This is a genomic window from Streptomyces sp. NPDC004609, from assembly GCF_042873655.1.
Taxonomy (GTDB): Bacteria; Actinomycetota; Actinomycetes; order Streptomycetales; family Streptomycetaceae; genus Streptomyces.
In genome coordinates this window covers 16,345-32,893 of the sequence record NZ_JBIALS010000055.1, presented here as the reverse complement: position 1 = coordinate 32,893, position 16,549 = coordinate 16,345, and the positions used below count along the sequence as shown (strand labels likewise).

General features: G+C 75.6%; 8 protein-coding genes. 4 read left to right on the top strand and 4 right to left on the bottom strand.

From position 1 onward, the window contains the following. Nucleotides 1–564: 564 nt before the first annotated feature. Complete coding sequence (locus ACFYT4_RS33775) at nt 565–4,167, top strand: hydantoinase B/oxoprolinase family protein (RefSeq protein ID WP_389277951.1); 3,603 nt, start codon at nt 565–567, stop codon at nt 4,165–4,167. A gap of 285 nt (nt 4,168–4,452) precedes the next feature. On the opposite strand, the gene ACFYT4_RS33770 is transcribed toward ACFYT4_RS33775, so the two are convergent. From ACFYT4_RS33770 to ACFYT4_RS33760, 3 genes are read right to left on the bottom strand one after another with little or no spacing between them, the layout of a single operon-like run. Continuing rightward, nucleotides 4,453–5,319, bottom strand: coding sequence for a biotin-dependent carboxyltransferase family protein (locus tag ACFYT4_RS33770; RefSeq protein ID WP_389277948.1), 867 nt, complete (start codon nt 5,317–5,319; stop codon nt 4,453–4,455). Then, entirely contained in the window at nt 5,316–5,933 is a 618-nt protein-coding gene (locus ACFYT4_RS33765; protein WP_389277954.1) for an allophanate hydrolase subunit 1, read from the bottom strand. The genes ACFYT4_RS33770 and ACFYT4_RS33765 overlap by 4 nt, the downstream gene beginning before the upstream one ends. An 8-nt stretch (nt 5,934–5,941) precedes the next feature. Beyond that, complete coding sequence (locus ACFYT4_RS33760) at nt 5,942–6,706, bottom strand: LamB/YcsF family protein (RefSeq protein ID WP_389277944.1); 765 nt, start codon at nt 6,704–6,706, stop codon at nt 5,942–5,944. 539 nt (nt 6,707–7,245) lie between these two features. On the opposite strand from ACFYT4_RS33760, the gene ACFYT4_RS33755 reads away from it, so the two are divergent. From ACFYT4_RS33755 to ACFYT4_RS33745, 3 genes are all read left to right on the top strand, one after another. After that, on the top strand, nt 7,246–8,772 hold the full coding sequence (locus tag ACFYT4_RS33755; RefSeq protein WP_389277941.1) for a hypothetical protein: 1,527 nt from the start codon (nt 7,246–7,248) through the stop codon (nt 8,770–8,772). Between the two features lie 286 nt (nt 8,773–9,058). Then, complete coding sequence (locus ACFYT4_RS33750; RefSeq protein ID WP_389277938.1) at nt 9,059–9,961, top strand: hypothetical protein; 903 nt, start codon at nt 9,059–9,061, stop codon at nt 9,959–9,961. 234 nt (nt 9,962–10,195) lie between these two features. Beyond that, on the top strand, nt 10,196–15,463 hold the full coding sequence (locus ACFYT4_RS33745; protein WP_389277935.1) for a hypothetical protein: 5,268 nt from the start codon (nt 10,196–10,198) through the stop codon (nt 15,461–15,463). 228 nt (nt 15,464–15,691) lie between these two features. On the opposite strand, the gene ACFYT4_RS33740 is transcribed toward ACFYT4_RS33745, so the two are convergent. Beyond that, nucleotides 15,692–16,129 carry a hypothetical protein gene (locus ACFYT4_RS33740; protein ID WP_389277932.1) on the bottom strand — a complete coding sequence of 146 codons (438 nt, stop codon included), beginning with the start codon at nt 16,127–16,129 and terminating at the stop codon, nt 15,692–15,694. Between the last annotated feature and the right edge of the window lie 420 nt (nt 16,130–16,549).

Below are 16,549 nucleotides of genomic sequence, written 5' to 3'. Positions count from 1 at the left end.
TCCCCCCCCCCCCCCCCCCCCCGCCCCCCCCCCGGCGGCCCCCCCCCCCCGCCCGGCGGGCGGGGGGGGGGGGGGGCCGCGGCCGCCCCCCCCCCCCCCCCCCCCCCCCCCCCCCCCCCCCCCCACCCCCGTAACGCCGGACCGCTGTTCGCCGGCCCGCGCCGCGCGCCCTGGGCCCGGCGCGGGCCGGCGCCCACCGCCGGATCCACCACAACAGGCGCGTGCCGGTGCCCTCGGCCCCGGAGCGGGCGGCGCCGGACCCCGGCGGCCGGGGGGTTCCCGGGCGGGCCCGGGCGGCATGTCACGGCGCCCGCCCTCCGTATCGCTCCGGTGCGGGCCGACCGCCGGTGGCCCGTCGCGGCTCGCCGCGCCCAGGAGGCACCTCGGTGCGTACGGCAGGGCGCCTGCCCGGCCCGGGGGTGCCCCACCGGCCGCCGCGGAGCCCCGCGGCCCGCCGACACACGCACGCCACCCCGGGGCCGCCCCGACCCGGGACCACCGGCACGAAGACCCGCCTCCGCCCGCCGCGGTGTCGTACGGGGTTCCGCTTGCGAGAATGGGGCAATGAGCGGGCGCTGGGAGTTCTGGATCGACCGAGGCGGAACCTTCACCGACATCGTGGGCCGGCGCCCCGACGGCCGGCTCGTCACCCGCAAGCTGCTCTCGCACAACCCCGAGCGCTACCGGGACGCGGCCGTCGCCGGAATCCGCCTCCTGCTCGGTCTCGGCCCCGGCGAACCCGTACCGGCCGAGCGGGTCGCCTGCGTGAAGATGGGCACGACCGTCGCCACCAACGCGCTGCTGGAGCGCCGCGGAGAGCCGACCGTCCTCGTCATCACGGACGGCTTCGGCGACGCCCTCCGTATCGCCTACCAGAACCGCCCCCGGATCTTCGACCGCCGGATCGTGCTCCCCGAGGCCGTGTACGAGCGGGTCGTCGAGGTCCCCGAACGCGTCGACGCCCACGGCACCGTCGTCCGGCCCCTCGATCTCCCCGCCGTCACCGAACGGCTCTCCCGGGCGTACGAGGACGGCTTCCGCAGCGCCGCCGTCGTCCTGATGCACGGCTACCGCCACCCCGGCCACGAGACGCGCGTCGCCGAGGCCGCCCGTGCCCTCGGATTCACCCAGGTCAGCTGCTCCCACGAGGTCAGCCCGCTGATCAAACTGATCCCGCGCGGGGACACCACGGTCGTCGACGCGTATCTCTCACCGATCCTGCGGCGGTACGTCGACGAGGTCGCGGCCGAACTCCGGGGCATCCGGCTGATGTTCATGCAGTCCAACGGCGGGCTGCGCGAGGCCGCGCACTTCCGGGGCAAGGACGCCGTGCTCTCCGGACCCGCGGGCGGTGTCGTCGGAATGGCCCGCACCGCCGGAGCGGCCGGGTTCGGACGGGTCATCGGCTTCGACATGGGCGGCACCTCGACCGACGTCTCCCACTACGCGGGCGAGTTCGAGCGCGAACTCGGCACCCAGGTCGCGGGCGTACGGATGCGCGCGCCCATGATGAACATCCACACCGTCGCCGCGGGCGGCGGCTCCGTCCTCCACTTCGACGGCCGCCGCTACCGGGTGGGACCGGACTCGGCGGGGGCCGTCCCCGGGCCGGCCTGCTACCGCCGCGGCGGACCCCTGACCGTCACCGACGCCAATGTGATGCTCGGCCGTATCCAGCCGGAGCACTTTCCCGCCGTGTTCGGCCCCGGCGGAGACCAGCCGCTCGACGCCCGGATCGTCCGTGAGCGCTTCGCCCGCCTCGCCGCCCGCGTACGCGAGGAGACCGGGACCGACCGCACCCCCGAGGACGTCGCGGCGGGCTTCCTGGAGATCGCCGTCCTCAACATGGCCAACGCGGTCAAGAAGATCTCCGTACAGCGCGGTCACGACATCACCCGCTACGCCCTCAACTCCTTCGGGGGCGCGGGCGGCCAGCACGCCTGCGCCGTCGCCGACGCGCTCGGCGTCGGCACGGTGATCGTGCCGCCGCTCGCCGGTGTGCTCTCCGCCTACGGCATCGGGCTCGCCGACGCGACCGTCATGCGTGAACAGTCCGTCGAGGCGGAGCTGAGCGAGGAGACCGTGACCCGGGTCCGCGGCCTGTGCGACGACCTGGCCGCGCGCACCCGCTCCGAACTGCTCGCCGACGCGGTCCCGGACGCGGCGATCACCACGCACGCGCGCGTGCTGCTCCGCTACGCCGGCACGGACGCGAGCCTTCCCGTGCCGCTGGACACCGCCGCGGCCATGAAGGACGCCTTCGAAGCGGCCCATCGCCGCCGCTACGCGTTCACGATGGACAAACCGCTCGTGGTCGAGGCCGTGTCCGTGGAGGCGGTCGGCACGGCGGGAGAGCACGGCAGCCATGTCGTCGAGGAGGGCGCCCGCGACGGGGGGGCCACGCCACGGGCCCTGGTGCCGATGTCCGTCGACGGCACACGGCGGAAGGTGCCGCTGTACCGGCGTGCCGACCTGGGACCGGGTGACGCCGTGCGGGGCCCGGCGATCATCGCGGAGGCCGACGCCACCACCGTCGTCGACCCCGGCTGGCGCGCCGAGGCGGGCGACGGCGGGCATCTGCTGCTGAGGCGGGTCACGGCCCGCCCGGGCCGGGTCGCCGTCGGCACCGACGTGGACCCGGTCCTCCTGGAGGTCTTCAACAACCTCTTCATGGCCATCGCCGAGCAGATGGGCGTACGCCTGGAGAACACCGCGCACTCCGTGAACATCAAGGAACGCCTCGACTTCTCCTGTGCCCTCTTCGACGCCGCGGGCAATCTGATCGCCAACGCCCCCCATATCCCCGTCCACCTCGGATCGATGGGCGAATCGATCAAGGAAGTGCTGCGGCGCAACCGGGGCGGACTGCGGCCGGGGGATGTGTACGCGATCAACGACCCCTACCACGGCGGCACGCATCTGCCCGATGTGACGGTGGTGACGCCCGTGTTCGGGGACGGCGGCGGGGAACTCCGCTTCCTGGTCGCCTCCCGTGGCCATCACGCCGAGATCGGGGGCATCACCCCCGGCTCGATGCCCGCCTTCAGCACCACGATCGACGAGGAGGGCGTCCTGTTCGACAACTGGCTTCTCGTACGCGACGGACGGCTGCGCGAGGAGGAGACCCGGGAACTGCTCACCGGCGCGGTCCATCCCTCCCGCGCCCCCGACACCAACATCGCCGATCTCCGCGCCCAGATCGCGGCCAACGAGAAGGGGATCGCGGAACTGAGCCGCATGGTCGACGAGTTCGGCCTCGACGTCGTCCAGGCGTACATGCGGCACGTACGCGACAACGCCGAGGAGTCCGTCCGCCGTATCGTCGCCGGGCTGAGCGACGGCGAGTACCGCTACGAGACCGACAGCGGCGCGGTCATCAGGGTGGCGCTGCGCGTGGACCGCGGCGACCGCAGCGCCGTACTGGACTTCACCGGCACCTCGCCGCAGCAGCCCGGGAACGCCAACGCCCCCACCTCCGTGGTGATGGCGGCCGTGCTCTATGTCTTCCGGACCCTGGTCGGCGAGGACATCCCGCTCAACAGCGGCTGTCTCGAACCCCTGGACGTACGCGTCCCCGCCGGGTCCATGCTCGCGCCCGCGTATCCCGCGGCGACCGTCGCGGGCAATGTGGAGACCTCCCAGGCCGTCACCGGCGCGCTCTACGCGGCGCTCGGCGTCCAGGCCGAGGGCTCCGGCACCATGAACAACCTGACCTTCGGCAACGACCGGGTGCAGTACTACGAGACCATCGCCTCCGGCTCCGGCGCGGGCGACGGCTTCGACGGGGCGGACGCCGTGCAGACCCATATGACCAACTCCCGGCTCACCGATCCCGAAGTGCTGGAGTGGCGCTGTCCGGTGCGCGTGGACGCCTTCTCCGTACGCGGCGGCAGCGGCGGTACGGGGCGGTGGCACGGCGGCGACGGAGTCGTGCGCCGGATCCGTTTCCTGGAACCCATGACCGTGGCGCTGCTCACCGGGCACCGCAGGGTCGCGCCCTACGGAATGGCGGGGGGCGGCCCCGGCGCACTCGGCGAGAACCATGTGGAACGCGCCGACGGTTCCGTCACCCGCCTGGGCGGGGCCGACGCGGTGGACGTCGGCCCCGGCGACGTCCTGGTGGTCAGCACCCCCGGAGGCGGCGGGTACGGAGAGCGGCGGCCGTAGCCGCGTCGGCGGGGCCGGGCGCACCGGCACCTCTGGGTGCGGCGGCGGGCCCGGGAACGTGCGACCCCGTGCCGGGCCCGTACGGGGATGCGCGCGGACCCTTCCGAGCCCGCCGAGTCCGTCCGGGCGCGCCCCGGGAGCGCGTGAGCGCGACGGCTCGCACCAACTCGGCGATGCCGCCGCAGGCGATACGCCCGAACTGCTCGCTGGCCAAGGACGTGCCGCCGAGGTACCTGATGCCGGAGGACGGCAGCTACACCACCATCGCCGGCTTCCCGGCGCGGCTCACCGCACCGGCGCGAACCGTATCGGGGTGCCCGGCACCGCCTGCGCCGCCGCCCCGAGATCCCGCTCGTCGACGACCGCGACCACCGGATATCCGCCGGTGGTCGGATGGTCGGCGAGAAAGACCACCGGACAGCCGTCCGGCGGCACCTGAACAGCCCCCAGCACCATCCCCTCGCTGGGCAGTTCACCGCCCCGCGCCCGCTCCAGGGCGGGACCCTCGGTGCGCAGCCCGATCCGGTTGCCCGCCGCCGACACCCGGTACGCCCCCGAAACCAGGACGCGCAGCGCGCCCCGCGTGAACCAGTCGGCGCGGGGCCCGAACCGGATCCGCAGCACCAGCCGGGACGGCGGCCCGGGCCAGGGCACCGCGTCGCCCACCGGGGGCGGGGGCCCGTCCGACGCCCCGAGCGGCAGCACGGCACCCTCCGACAGCGGCGGCGGGCCCAGCCCGGAGAGCAGATCGGTGGAGCGGCTCCCGAGCACCGGGTCGACCGCGATTCCGCCCGCGAACGCCAGATAGGTCCGCACACCCGACGCCGCCCGGCCGGCCTCCAGCAGCGCCCCGGCCGCCACCCGCACCGGTGCCCCCCACGCCACCGGGCGGCCGTCGACCGTGACGGGACACGGCGCGCCGCCCACGGCGACGACCACCGCGCGGCGCGGCCTGACGGCACAGCCGTTCACCGTGGTCTCCAGGACGGCCGCGCTCTCCGGATTGCCCACCAGCCGGTTGACGAGACCGGCGGCGGACGGATCGAGCGCCCCCGAGCGCGGCACCCCGAGATGCGCGTGCCCCGGACGCCCCAGATCCTGCACGGTCGTCAGCGACCCGGCCCGTACGACCGCGAGGGCGCCGTCGGTCATGACGGCTCCGGCACGAAACGCACCCGGGTCCCCGGGGAGAGCAGCGCGGCGGGCTCACGCTCCGGATTCCACAACTCCGTACTGGTGGTGCCGATCAGCTGCCAGCCACCGGGGGACGCGCGGGGATACACCCCCGTGTACGGCCCGGCGAGTCCGAGCGAGCCCGGCGGGACCGAGGTGCGCGGGGTGGGCCGCCGCGGCACCGCGTACCGCGCCGGAAGCCCGGTGAGATAGCCGAAGCCGGGGGCGAACCCGCAGAAGGCGACACGGAACTCGGCGGCCGAGTGAACCGCCGCGACCCGGTCCTCCGGCACCTTCCACAGCGCGGCGACCTCCGCCAGATCGGGTCCGTCGTAGCGCACGGGCACCTCGATCGTGTCCTCCACCCGCGCCCGCAGGGGCGGAATCTCCCACCGGGCGATCTCCCGGGCGAACCGCCCGGGGTCGTCCAGCCCGTCGAGCAGTACGGTCCTGGCGGCGGGCACGATCTCCCGTACGGCCGGGAGGGCACCGCCCGCGCGGCGGCGCAGCAGCTCGGCATGGAGCGCCCCGGCCTCCTCGCCGTCCGCCAGCTCCACGAGCAGGGCCCGCTCGCCGACCGCCATCGTCCGCATACGCGTACTCATACGAACGCCTCCACCCGGACGCCCGCGCTCTCCAGCTGCCGCCGCACCAGCCGAGCCAGTGACACCGCGCCCGGGGTGTCACCGTGCAGGCACAGGGACCGCGGGCGCACGGGCACATGTCTGCCGCAGCGCGAGGTGACCACCCCGAACCGGGCCATGCTCACCGACCGTTCGACCACGGTGGTGGGATCGGTGAGCACCGAACCCTCCTCGGAACGCGGCACCAGGGTGCCGTCGGCGGTGTACGCGCGGTCCGCGAACGCCTCGGTGATCACCGGCAGCCCCGCCTTCTCGGCCATCGTGTGCAGCTTCGAGCCCGGCAGCCCCAGCAGCGGCAGCCGCTCGCCCGACAGCAGCACGCCTTCGACGACGGCCGCCGCCTGCTCCTCGTCGCGGACCACCCGGTTGTAGAGCGCGCCATGCGGTTTGACGTACGAGACGCGGGCCCCGGCCGCCCTGGCGAAGACCTCCAGCGCCCCGATCTGGTAGGCGATCTCGGCCGCCAGCTCGTCCGCGGGCACGTCCATCGGCCGCCGTCCGAACCCGGCGAGATCGCGGTAGGAGACCTGGGCGCCGATCCGTACCGACCGCTCGGCCGCGAGCCGGCACACCCGGCGCATGGTGGGCGCGTCCCCGGCATGGAAGCCGCAGGCCACATTGGCGCTGGTGACGACGGACAACAACTGTTCGTCGTCGGTCAGTCGCCAATGGCCGAAGCCTTCGCCGAGGTCGGCGTTGAGATCGATGGACGCCCAGGTCATGTGCCCCTCCTGTTCACAGCTGCTCCGTGCCCCGGGCCTCGGGCGGACCGAGCAGCGCCAGGACAGCGAGACGGTAGCCGACGACTCCGGAGCCGGACGCGCCGCCCACACCCAAGCCGCTGTACGCCGGTCGCGCCCGCGCCGGCGGAAACCCCGTGAACCGCCCGCTGTCCACCGGCGCGCGGCCCCCCTGACCTACTGGGTGGCCCCCGTACCGGGGCGCCTGTACCGCCGGTCCCGTCTTCGTCCGCGCCTCCCGGGAGAGCGGTTCGCCGACGGTGCCGACCCGGCGAAGCCGGGGACCGTTCTACGAGGGAACGCCTACGAAGGCCCGAAGGGCACGGGCGGGGCGGCGGCGAAGGCCGCCGCACGGGCCGAAGGAAGCGCGGCCGGCCGAGGCGCGCGGTCATCCGGACCGGTGCGCCCATGACACGTGCGGGGAACGGGACCGGCTCGAACGGGCAGGCGGGGGACGGCGCCCGGGGGTCGCTTCTGCGCCGTTTCGACCGTTGTCAGTGCGAGGACCTAATCTGTGCAACGTGACTTCGCCTGCCTCGACGGAATCCGTTCCGCCCCAGCTCAGCGCGGGGCCGCGGCCCGCGCAGGGCCCGGCCGCCGACGAAGGGCTCGCGCGGCGCCTCCGCGCGCTCGCCTGCACCGCGCCGCTGCACGACCTGGACGCCCGCAAGGCCAACCTCGCGGGCGAGTACACCGTGTACGCGATGGCGGAGGTGGCCCTCGCCGCCATCGATCTCGTCACCCTGAACATGGACTTCGACACCGGCGCCGACCACGACCAGATAGTCGCCAGACTCCTGCCCGGAATCGCCGCCCAGGCCCCCCGGCGCCCCGTCGCCGAGCATGAGCGCGTCGCCCGCTGGGTCCTGGAGAACCTGATCAACGTGGGCAGCGTGGACCGCGGTTTCCGCGCGGTGTACGGCACGTTCGGCCCCGACGGCGTCTACACCCGCCGTGACTACGACTTCAAGCTCATCGAGGAAGTCCCCGGCTACGGCGGCAGCGTCTACCTCCGGACGACCGACGAGGCCGTCAACGTCCTGGTGGGCGCGCTCGACACGGATGTCACCAGCGCGCAGATCGCCGCCGAGGTCAAGCTGGAGGTGCTGATCAGCCGCGGCAGGCTGGCCGATGCCCAGCTCGCGGCCGAACAGGCCCGCTACCGCACCGTGCAGTACGCCGAGACCCTGCGCCGGACCCTGGAGGCCACCCGCCGCAACGTCCGCGCGGTGGACTGGCTCCACGCGGTGCCCGACATGATCGCCGAGGCCCTCGACCACGTCGCCGACCGCTACCGCCACGAGAACGCGATCCTCACCAACATCCGCAAGGCCCGCGACGAGGCCGAGGACCCCGAGCACAAGCGCCGCGCCGCCGAGCTGGTCGACATCGTCAAGGACTGCATCCGCCGCCACACCCGGCTCCAGTCCCGCCTGCTGGAAGCCGGACCCCTCTTCCGCGCCGAACAGGACCGTCAGGCGTTCGCCCGCCCCACCGCGCGCACCGGCCTGGATCTGTACGGACAACTGGTCGCGCCCCTGCTTCCGCTCCCGCTGGAGTCGGCGATCCGCGTCACCGACGCCTTCTTCGCCCGGGGCACCGGTCCGCGCACCCCCTCGTCCGTACGGATCGGCGATCTCGTCGAGCTGCTGCTGACCCCGCCCGTGGAGCGCGAGCACCTCGGCGCGGAGATGCCCGAGCCCGATCTGATCGCCACCCCCGACGACAGCCGCTTCAGCGGTGAGCAGCTGGCGAGCGCCATGGAGCTCCTCGACCTCGAACACGACGCCCCCCGCAGACTCTCCGGTCTTCTCGCCGAGGCGCGCCGCCGCGATCCCGAACTGCCCTATCTGGTGGCCCTCCTCGCCGTCCACGCGGCGAGCCCCCCGGTCGGCACGGCCTACCGGCAGGGTGAGGAACGCCTCCTCTTCGCCGTCGACGACGGCACGCAGCTCGACGATCCCGAGTTCGGCGGCGCCGACCTCATCGTGGGCACCGCGCTGCTGGACGCGGCGGGCATGGCGGCGGACCGTACGGAGGCGGCATGACCCGCACCGTCCAGGCACGGCCGCGCACCGGTGCCCCGCCGCCGGGCGCCCTCCTCCGGCCGGGGCGAGGCCCGGAGAACGGTGCGCGCGGTGCGCCCGGGATGTCCCGCGCCCGGCCGGGGAGCCCGGCCCGCCGGAGCCCGGCCCCCGCCCCGGTGACGGCCGGCTCCGCCCCGCCCGCCCACACACCCCGCCCTACGGTGCCCGCCCGCATTCCCCGTCCCGTGGGCGGCACCCGCGTCCCCGACCGTGGCGCCCCCCACCGCGTCCGCCCCGAGGAGCCCCGATGAGTGACCACCTCCACGCCGCCGCGACCGACCCGTGGCGGAGCGCGGACGCCCAGGAGCAGACGGCACCCGCCCCCGCCGCCGTCACGCCCGCCGACGCGGCCGACGCCGCACGGCTCGTCTCCTTCGGGCTCCAGCCCAAACTGGTCCCCGCACGCGACGCCGAGTACACCGAACTGCTGCGCCGCTACCGCGAGGACGCCGCGTTCGCCCGGATCGCCGACGCCATCGCCACCGGGCTCGGGCTCGTCGTCCTGGAGGTGTCCGCCCGCGCGGGCATGGCCATCACCGCGGGAGAGGACTCCGTCTTCGCCGTCCGCATGGGGGACTACGCCCGCCGTGCCTCCCCCGACTCCGCGGACCGCTTCCTCCACGGCCTGGCCCATCTCGCGGTCGCCGCCATGGCGTTCCCCCGCCCGGAGGACCTGGCGGACGACGCGTACATCGGGCGCATCACCGTCAACGGCGTGGACGCGTTCGTACGCCAGGCCTGCCACCGCCTTGAGGAGCGCGCCGGAGTCCAGGGCGAGAACACGGATCCCGCCACCGACGCCCCGGGCCTGGAGGCCGCCTGGCGGATCTACGCCAGACGGAGTGCCACCGGAGCCACCAAGGACGCCCGTCGGCTCGCCGGTTCCACGACCGGGATCGTCGGCAAGGCCGTCGCCTTCCTCACGGACTCCGGATTCCTCCAGCGGACCGGCGACGACGCCGGAGGCGCGTACCGCACCACCGCCCGCTACCAGCTCCAGGTGCGCGACATGGCGGGCAGCGCCGCCATGGCCGAGCTGCTCGAACTCGGCGTCGTACCGGTCACCGACGGCAGCGCCACCCTGCTGCCGCCACCCGACGCGGACGACCTCGAACTCGCGGCCGACGCGGGACTGCCCTTCCACGCCTGATCCCGGGCCTCCCCGCACGGCCCGCCCCCGGGTCCACCGCCCCGGCCCCGGACAACCGCGGGACACAACGGATCACCACCGGAACTCGCAAGCCCCCCACCCACCCGCCCGTCCGCCGTATCAGCCCCGACCGACCCGACCGACTCACGATCAGCACGATCCACCGCCCCGCACGATCCGCGAACCCCGCGGTCCCGTCCCCGTCCGACCCGCCGACGACGAGAGTCCGCCGCCATGTACGAGCTGTCCCGTGTCCGCCTCTACTCCATCGGTCCCGCCGGTGCGCGCTACGCCGACACCGTGCTGGATCTGCGTGGGGTCGGCGAGCCGGTGCCCCACCCCGCGCCCGCGCAGGCGGAGTTCTTCGAGGAGGAGCCGACCGGCCCGCCGCGCCGCCCCGCCCCCGCGGGCGTCCTCTTCCTGGAGAACGGCGGCGGCAAGTCCGTCCTGCTCAAGCTGATCTTCTCCGTGATGCTGCCCGGCCACCGCAACACCCTCGGCGGCGCCAGCTCCGGCGTACTGCGCAAGTTCCTGCTCGCCGACGACTGCGGACATGTCGCCCTGGAGTGGCAGCACACCCTCACCGGCGAACTCGTCGTCGTCGGCAAGGTCAGTGAGTGGCGCGGGCGCCAGATCTCCAACGACCCCAGGAAGTTCGCCGAAGCCTGGTACTCGTTCCGGCCGGGCCCCGGACTCAGCCTCGACTCCCTCCCCGTCGCCGAGTCCACCGCCGTACGGCGCCCGGCCGACGGAGCCTCCGGCGCGCGGGGCCGCCGCCGCACCATGAAGGGCTTCCGCGACGCGATCACCGAGGCCGGCAAGGCGTATCCGCACCTCGACATCCACTGGGAGGAGATCCACGACCGCTGGAACGAGCACCTCGGCGATCTGGGCCTCGACCCCGAACTCTTCCGCTACCAGCGCGAGATGAACGCCGACGAGGGCGAGGCCGCGGGACTCTTCGCGGTCAAGAAGGACTCCGACTTCACCGATCTGCTGCTGCGCGCCGTCACCGACACCCGCGACACCGACGGCCTCGCCGACCTCGTCGGCAGCTTCGGCAACAAGCTCGGCCGCCGCGCCGAACTGACCGCGGAACGCGACTTCACGGCAGGCTCCGTCGAACTGCTCCACCGGATCGTCGAGTCCGCGCAGACCCGTACCCGCGCCCGGGAGATCCACGCGGGCGCCGAGCGGCGTACACGCACCCTCGCCCGCAGGCTCACCGCCCGGGCCGAAGACGAGCGGAGCCGCACCGCCGAACTGGCGCGGCAGGTCACGGCCGCCGCCCACACCGTCACGGACGCCGAGCGGGCACGCGGCCGCAGCTCCCTGATCGCGGCCGAACTGGCCTACCGGCACGCCTCCCTGGCGCTGACCGCCGCCGAGAAGGGCGCGGCCGCCCAGCGCCGCGAGCTGACCGACGCCCGTACGCTGCACTCCGCGTGGCAGGCGGCGGAGGCCGTCCTGCGGCACCGGGCGGCCGCCGACCGGTCCGTCCGCGTCGCCGCCGCCATCCGCGAGGCCGAACGCGACGCCGCCCCGGCGCTCGCCGCCCGCGCGAGGGCCGCGGCCGATCTCGTCCGGGCCCTGCACTCGGCGGCCGAGGAGGGCGAACGGGCCGCCAATGAGCAGGAGGAGCGGTCCGCCGCACTCCAGGAGGCGGGCGAGGCGGCGCACCGTGACGCGACGGCCGCCGCGACCGAGGCCCAGTGCGCCCGCAGTGAGATCGGTCATCTGCGCCAGCGGCTGACCGAGGTCGAACAGGAGACCGCCGAGGCGGTACGGGCCGGCTGGCTCGACGACACCGCACCGGACGCCGATCCCGCCAGGGCGGCGCTCGCGGCGAGCGACGCCGAGAAGACCGCCGTCGCGGCCTGGGACACGGCCCGCGAGGCGGGACGCACCACGGCGGAACGCGCGAAGGAGGCGTCCGCCGCCGAGGCGCGCGCCGAACTGGCCGCCGCCCGTGCCGCCGACGCGGCCCGTGCCGCCGAGCACGCGTACGAGGCCGAGCGCCGGGCGGCGGACTCGATCGCGGAGGACACCCGCCTCGCGGAACTGCTCAGCCTGCCGTCGCCGGCCGTGGCCCCGCTCCCCGTTCCGCCCCCTCGCCGGGACCCCGCGACGGCCGCCGGGGGCGCCCGCGAGGCGGCGGACGGCCCGGCCGCCGACGCCCGCACGGCCGCTGGAAGCGCCGGGAAGCCCGTCTCCGGGGCCGGGGAGCCCGAGGCCGGTCACGGCTCGGGGCCATCGGGGCCATCGGACGGCGCCGGTCCGGAGACCGCCGTCGTGGCCGGTGGCACCCCGGGCGTCGGGGCCCCGCCCGACCGCGCCCCCGGACAGGGCCACGGCAGCGGCCGGCGGGCCGGAGAGCCCGCGGACGGGCCCGCCGCCTCGTCAGCGGCATCCGCACCCGACGGCGACCGGCCCGGCGGGCCGGGCACGCCCCGGGCCACCGCCGCCACCACCGTGTCCACCCCACACGCCGGACCCCCGCCGTCCGACGCGGGCGGCCGGCGCCCCCGGGTGCCCGAAGGCCCCCTCTCGGCCGAAGACGTGGACCGCTACGCCGACGAACTGCGGGAACTGCTCGACCAGTACGTCGCCGCCGCCGAGCGCCAGCTCTTCGATCTGCGCACCGCCGCCGCCGACGACGCCCGGATCCTCGGCGCGCTCGGCGACGGAGGACTGCTGCCCGCGGGCCCCGACGTCCTCGCCACGGTCGAGTACCTGGGGGAGCACGGCATCCCCGCGCTCCCCGGCTGGCGCTACCTCGCGCAGGCCGTCGACCCCGCCGACCACGCCGCCGTGCTCGCCGCGCGCCCGGAGCTGGTCGACGGCGTCGTGATCACCGACCCCGCGTCCCACCTGCGCGCCCGGGAAGTCCTCACCGGGGCCGCCCTGCTGCCCCGTTCCGCGGTCGCCGTCGGCACCGCCGCCGCGCTGCTCGCCCCCGTACCCGACCCGGGGACCGGCGAAGCCGACGAGGCCGGCGTCTTCCTCGTACCGCCGAACCCGGCCATGCACGACGAGCACGCCGCCGACGAGGAACGGCACGCGCTGCGCGCCCGCGCCACCGCCCGGGACGAGGAGATCCGGGTGCTCGCGGCCCGGCTCGCCGCCGACCGCTCCCTCGCCGCCCGCCTCGGGTCGTGGCGCGCGGACTGCCCGCCGGGCGCGCTCGCCGAACTCGACCGTGAGGCACGCGCCGCCCGCGCGGCAGCCGAGGAGGCCCGGGCCGAGCTGGCCGAGGCCCGCACCGTACGGGCGGAGGCGGAGGAGGCCGCCGCCGACGCGGCCCGGGTGCGCGAGGAGCGCCAGGAGGCGGCCCAGCGGGCACGGCGCGCCGCGGACGCCCTCGCGGGCCTCGCCTTCCGGCTCCGGGAGCGCGCGGGCTGGCAGGTCAGGCTGCGTGAACTGGCCGACGAGGCCGCCGAGTCCGAGGCACGGGCCGCCTCCTTCCTGGAGCGGGCGAAGGCCGCCGACGAGGACCGGAGGGCAGCCCAGCGCGCGGGCGACGACGCCCGCCGCACCGCACGGGCCCTGCGCGCCGAGCGGGCCGAGATCGCCGGCGCCCCCGAGGACCTCCCGGACGAGGACACGTCCGGCCCCCGCACCGCGCTCCCCGCCCTGCGCGAGGCGTATCGCGCGGCGTCCCAGCTGTACGAGAAGGTGGGCGTCGGCGCCGATCTCCGCGCCGAACAGGCCCGGGCCGAGAGCGACGAGAGCGCCGCCGTCGCCGAACTGGACCGGCTCACCAACAAGGTCCGCACCCGCGCCGCCCAGCTCCTCGAAGGCACCGACGGCGCCGACGGTCCCTCCCGTCAGGCGGCGGCCGCCCGCGCGGAGTCACTGGTCCAGATGCTGGAGTCGCGTGCGACGGAGGCGAGCGAAAGGCTCGGCAGGCTCCGGGGCGAGGCCGAGCGCCTCGCCCCCGCCGACGGCGAGTCCCACACCGACCTCCCCGACGGCCTGGCGCCCGCCGACGCCGAGCAGGCCCAGGCCCTGCTGCGTACGGCCACGGCCGAACTCGCCGCCCGCACGGACGCGCTGGAGACCGCCCGGGACGCCCACACCCGGCTGCTCCAGGCCCACCGGGCGGCCGAGGACGCGGCGGGCGGCTTCGACGAGACCGCCGCTCTCCTCCGCGACCTCCTGCGCGAACAGCGGGACGAGGACGAGACGGGCACCGAGGCCCCCGAGCCGTACCCGGGCGGCCTCGCGGAGGCGCGCGGATCCGCCGCCGAGGCCCGCCGCTCCCTGCGCGGCTGCGCCACCGACCTCTCCTCCGCCGAGTCGGCCGTACGGGAGGCGGCCGACATCCTCGTACGGCACGCGAACTCCACACGGTACGAACAGGTCCGCACCCCCGCGCGCCAGCAGATCCGGGAGCTTCCCGCGGCCGCGCTGCCGGAGCACGCGGCGAAGTGGGCCGAGGCGTTCGCGCCCCGGCTGCGGATACTGACCGACGAACTGGAGCAGCTGGAGCGCAACCGCGACACGATCGTCGACCGGCTGCGCGGTCTGGTGGAGTCGGCGCTGACGACCCTGCGCTCGGCCCAGCGTCTCTCCCGGCTGCCCGAGGGACTGGGCGAGTGGTCCGGGCAGGAGTTCCTGCGCATCCGCTTCGAGGAACCGGACCAGGCGACACTCGCCGAACGGCTCGGCGAGGTCGTCGACGACGCGACCCGCGCGGCCGTACGGAAGAACGCGTCCGCGGCGTACGGCGAGGGCCGCCGGGACGGGATGTCCCTGCTGCTGCGGGGTGTCCAGGCGGCGCTCCAGCCCAAGGGCATCGCCGTGGAGATCCTCAAGCCGGACGCGGTACTGCGCGCGGAGCGTGTCCCGGTCGGGCAGATGGGCGACGTCTTCTCCGGCGGCCAGCTGCTCACCGCCGCGATCGCCCTGTACTGCACGATGGCGGCGCTCCGCAGCAACGACCGGGGCCGCGACCGCCACCGCCACGCGGGCACCCTGTTCCTCGACAACCCGATCGGCCGGGCCAACGCCACCTATCTGCTGGAACTCCAGCGCGCGGTCTCCGACGCGCTCGGCGTCCAGCTCCTCTATACGACGGGGCTGTTCGACACCACCGCGCTCGCCGAGTTCCCCCTGGTGATCCGGCTGCGCAACGACGCCGATCTGCGGGCCGGGCTGAAGTACATCAGCGTCGAGGAGCATCTGCGGCCCGGCCTGCCCCAGCCGGACCCGTCGGGCGAGACGGTCCACGGGGAGATCACGGCGACGCGCATGTTCAGACGAGCCCCGGCGTCCGCGGAGCCCGCGGAGGCCCGTCCCGTCCCGCCCCGGGCGGGGTCCGGCGGGCGGACGGCCTCCGGCAACGGGCCGGAGCCGCACGACGATTCGGAGCCCGGGGGAGGGACGGGGGCGGATGGGCCCGAGGGACCCGGGGACCGTGCACCGGCGGAGGCGTCCGGTTCCGTGCCCCCGCCGCCGCGACCGGGCACGGACGACACCGGGGCAGCCGGAGCCGGGTAGCGGTGGGCCGCCCCGGAGCGAGGGCTCCGGGGCGGCGCCGTATCGCGGCGGGATCCGTACCGCCGGACACCGGCGTCCGACGGCCCGCGTAGGAGCCCCGGCCGGACCCCACGGCGCCGGCGCGGTCTCTCGCACCGAGGCCCGGAGCGGGCCCCGGGGATACGAGCGGGGGCAGGGCCACGTCGATCCAGGCCCGGTCGCCCCGGCCCGTCGGCTCCGCCAACGCCCTCAGACCTCGGCCTCCGAGAGCTGGGTACGCGGCTCCCGCCTCCGTATCCGCGCTTCCCGGCGGGCGGCAGCGCGCGCCTCACGCCGCGCGCGGCGGTGCTCACGCCGGAGCCGGCGGGCGCTGCTGCTCGGCTCGGACACCACGCCGTGGCGCTGCCGCCACACCTGACGGGTCACCCAGACGTCCAGCACCGCCCAGGTCGCGACCACGGTGCTGGCGACACTGCTGAGGACCATGGGGAACGCGAGCCAGGATCCGGCGAGCGTGCAGAGGAAGGCGACCATCGCCTGGATCAGCGTCAGCGAGACGACGAGGACCGCGCGGACCGCCGCCTTGCGGACGGGATCGGCCATGGGCCGCCTCACCGCGGGCTCCTCCACCCACAGCTGCCGCGACCCCCGCGCTCCATCCACCGAGGGTGTATCACCGCGGGGCACGTCACCTGTGGCGCTGCCGTCACCGGGCCGCCCGGCACCTGTCGGCCGCCTGCCCCCGGGCCGTCCGGTATCGGGCTTGTCACCGGGCCGTCCGTCACCGGGCCGCCCGGCGTCCGCGGAGCGGGTCTCGACGCGTCGCTCGTCACCCGCCGAGCGGGCCCCACCGAGCCGTCCGGCATCCTCCGAGGCACTCTCGCCCCGACGGTCCGCAGCGGTCCCGCTCCGGCGACCGGCACCCGTGGCCGCCCCACCCAGCCGTCCGGCATCCTCCGGGCGCGCCCCCTGACGGCGCTCCTGTGCCGTCGAGCGCGTCTCGCCCCGACGCCCCTCCGTGTCCATGGTCTTCGTCACTCCCCACATCCCCCATGTCCGTCCCGGCTTCAGGGTGGCTGCCCGGAATTCGTGGTTCTACTCCAGCCC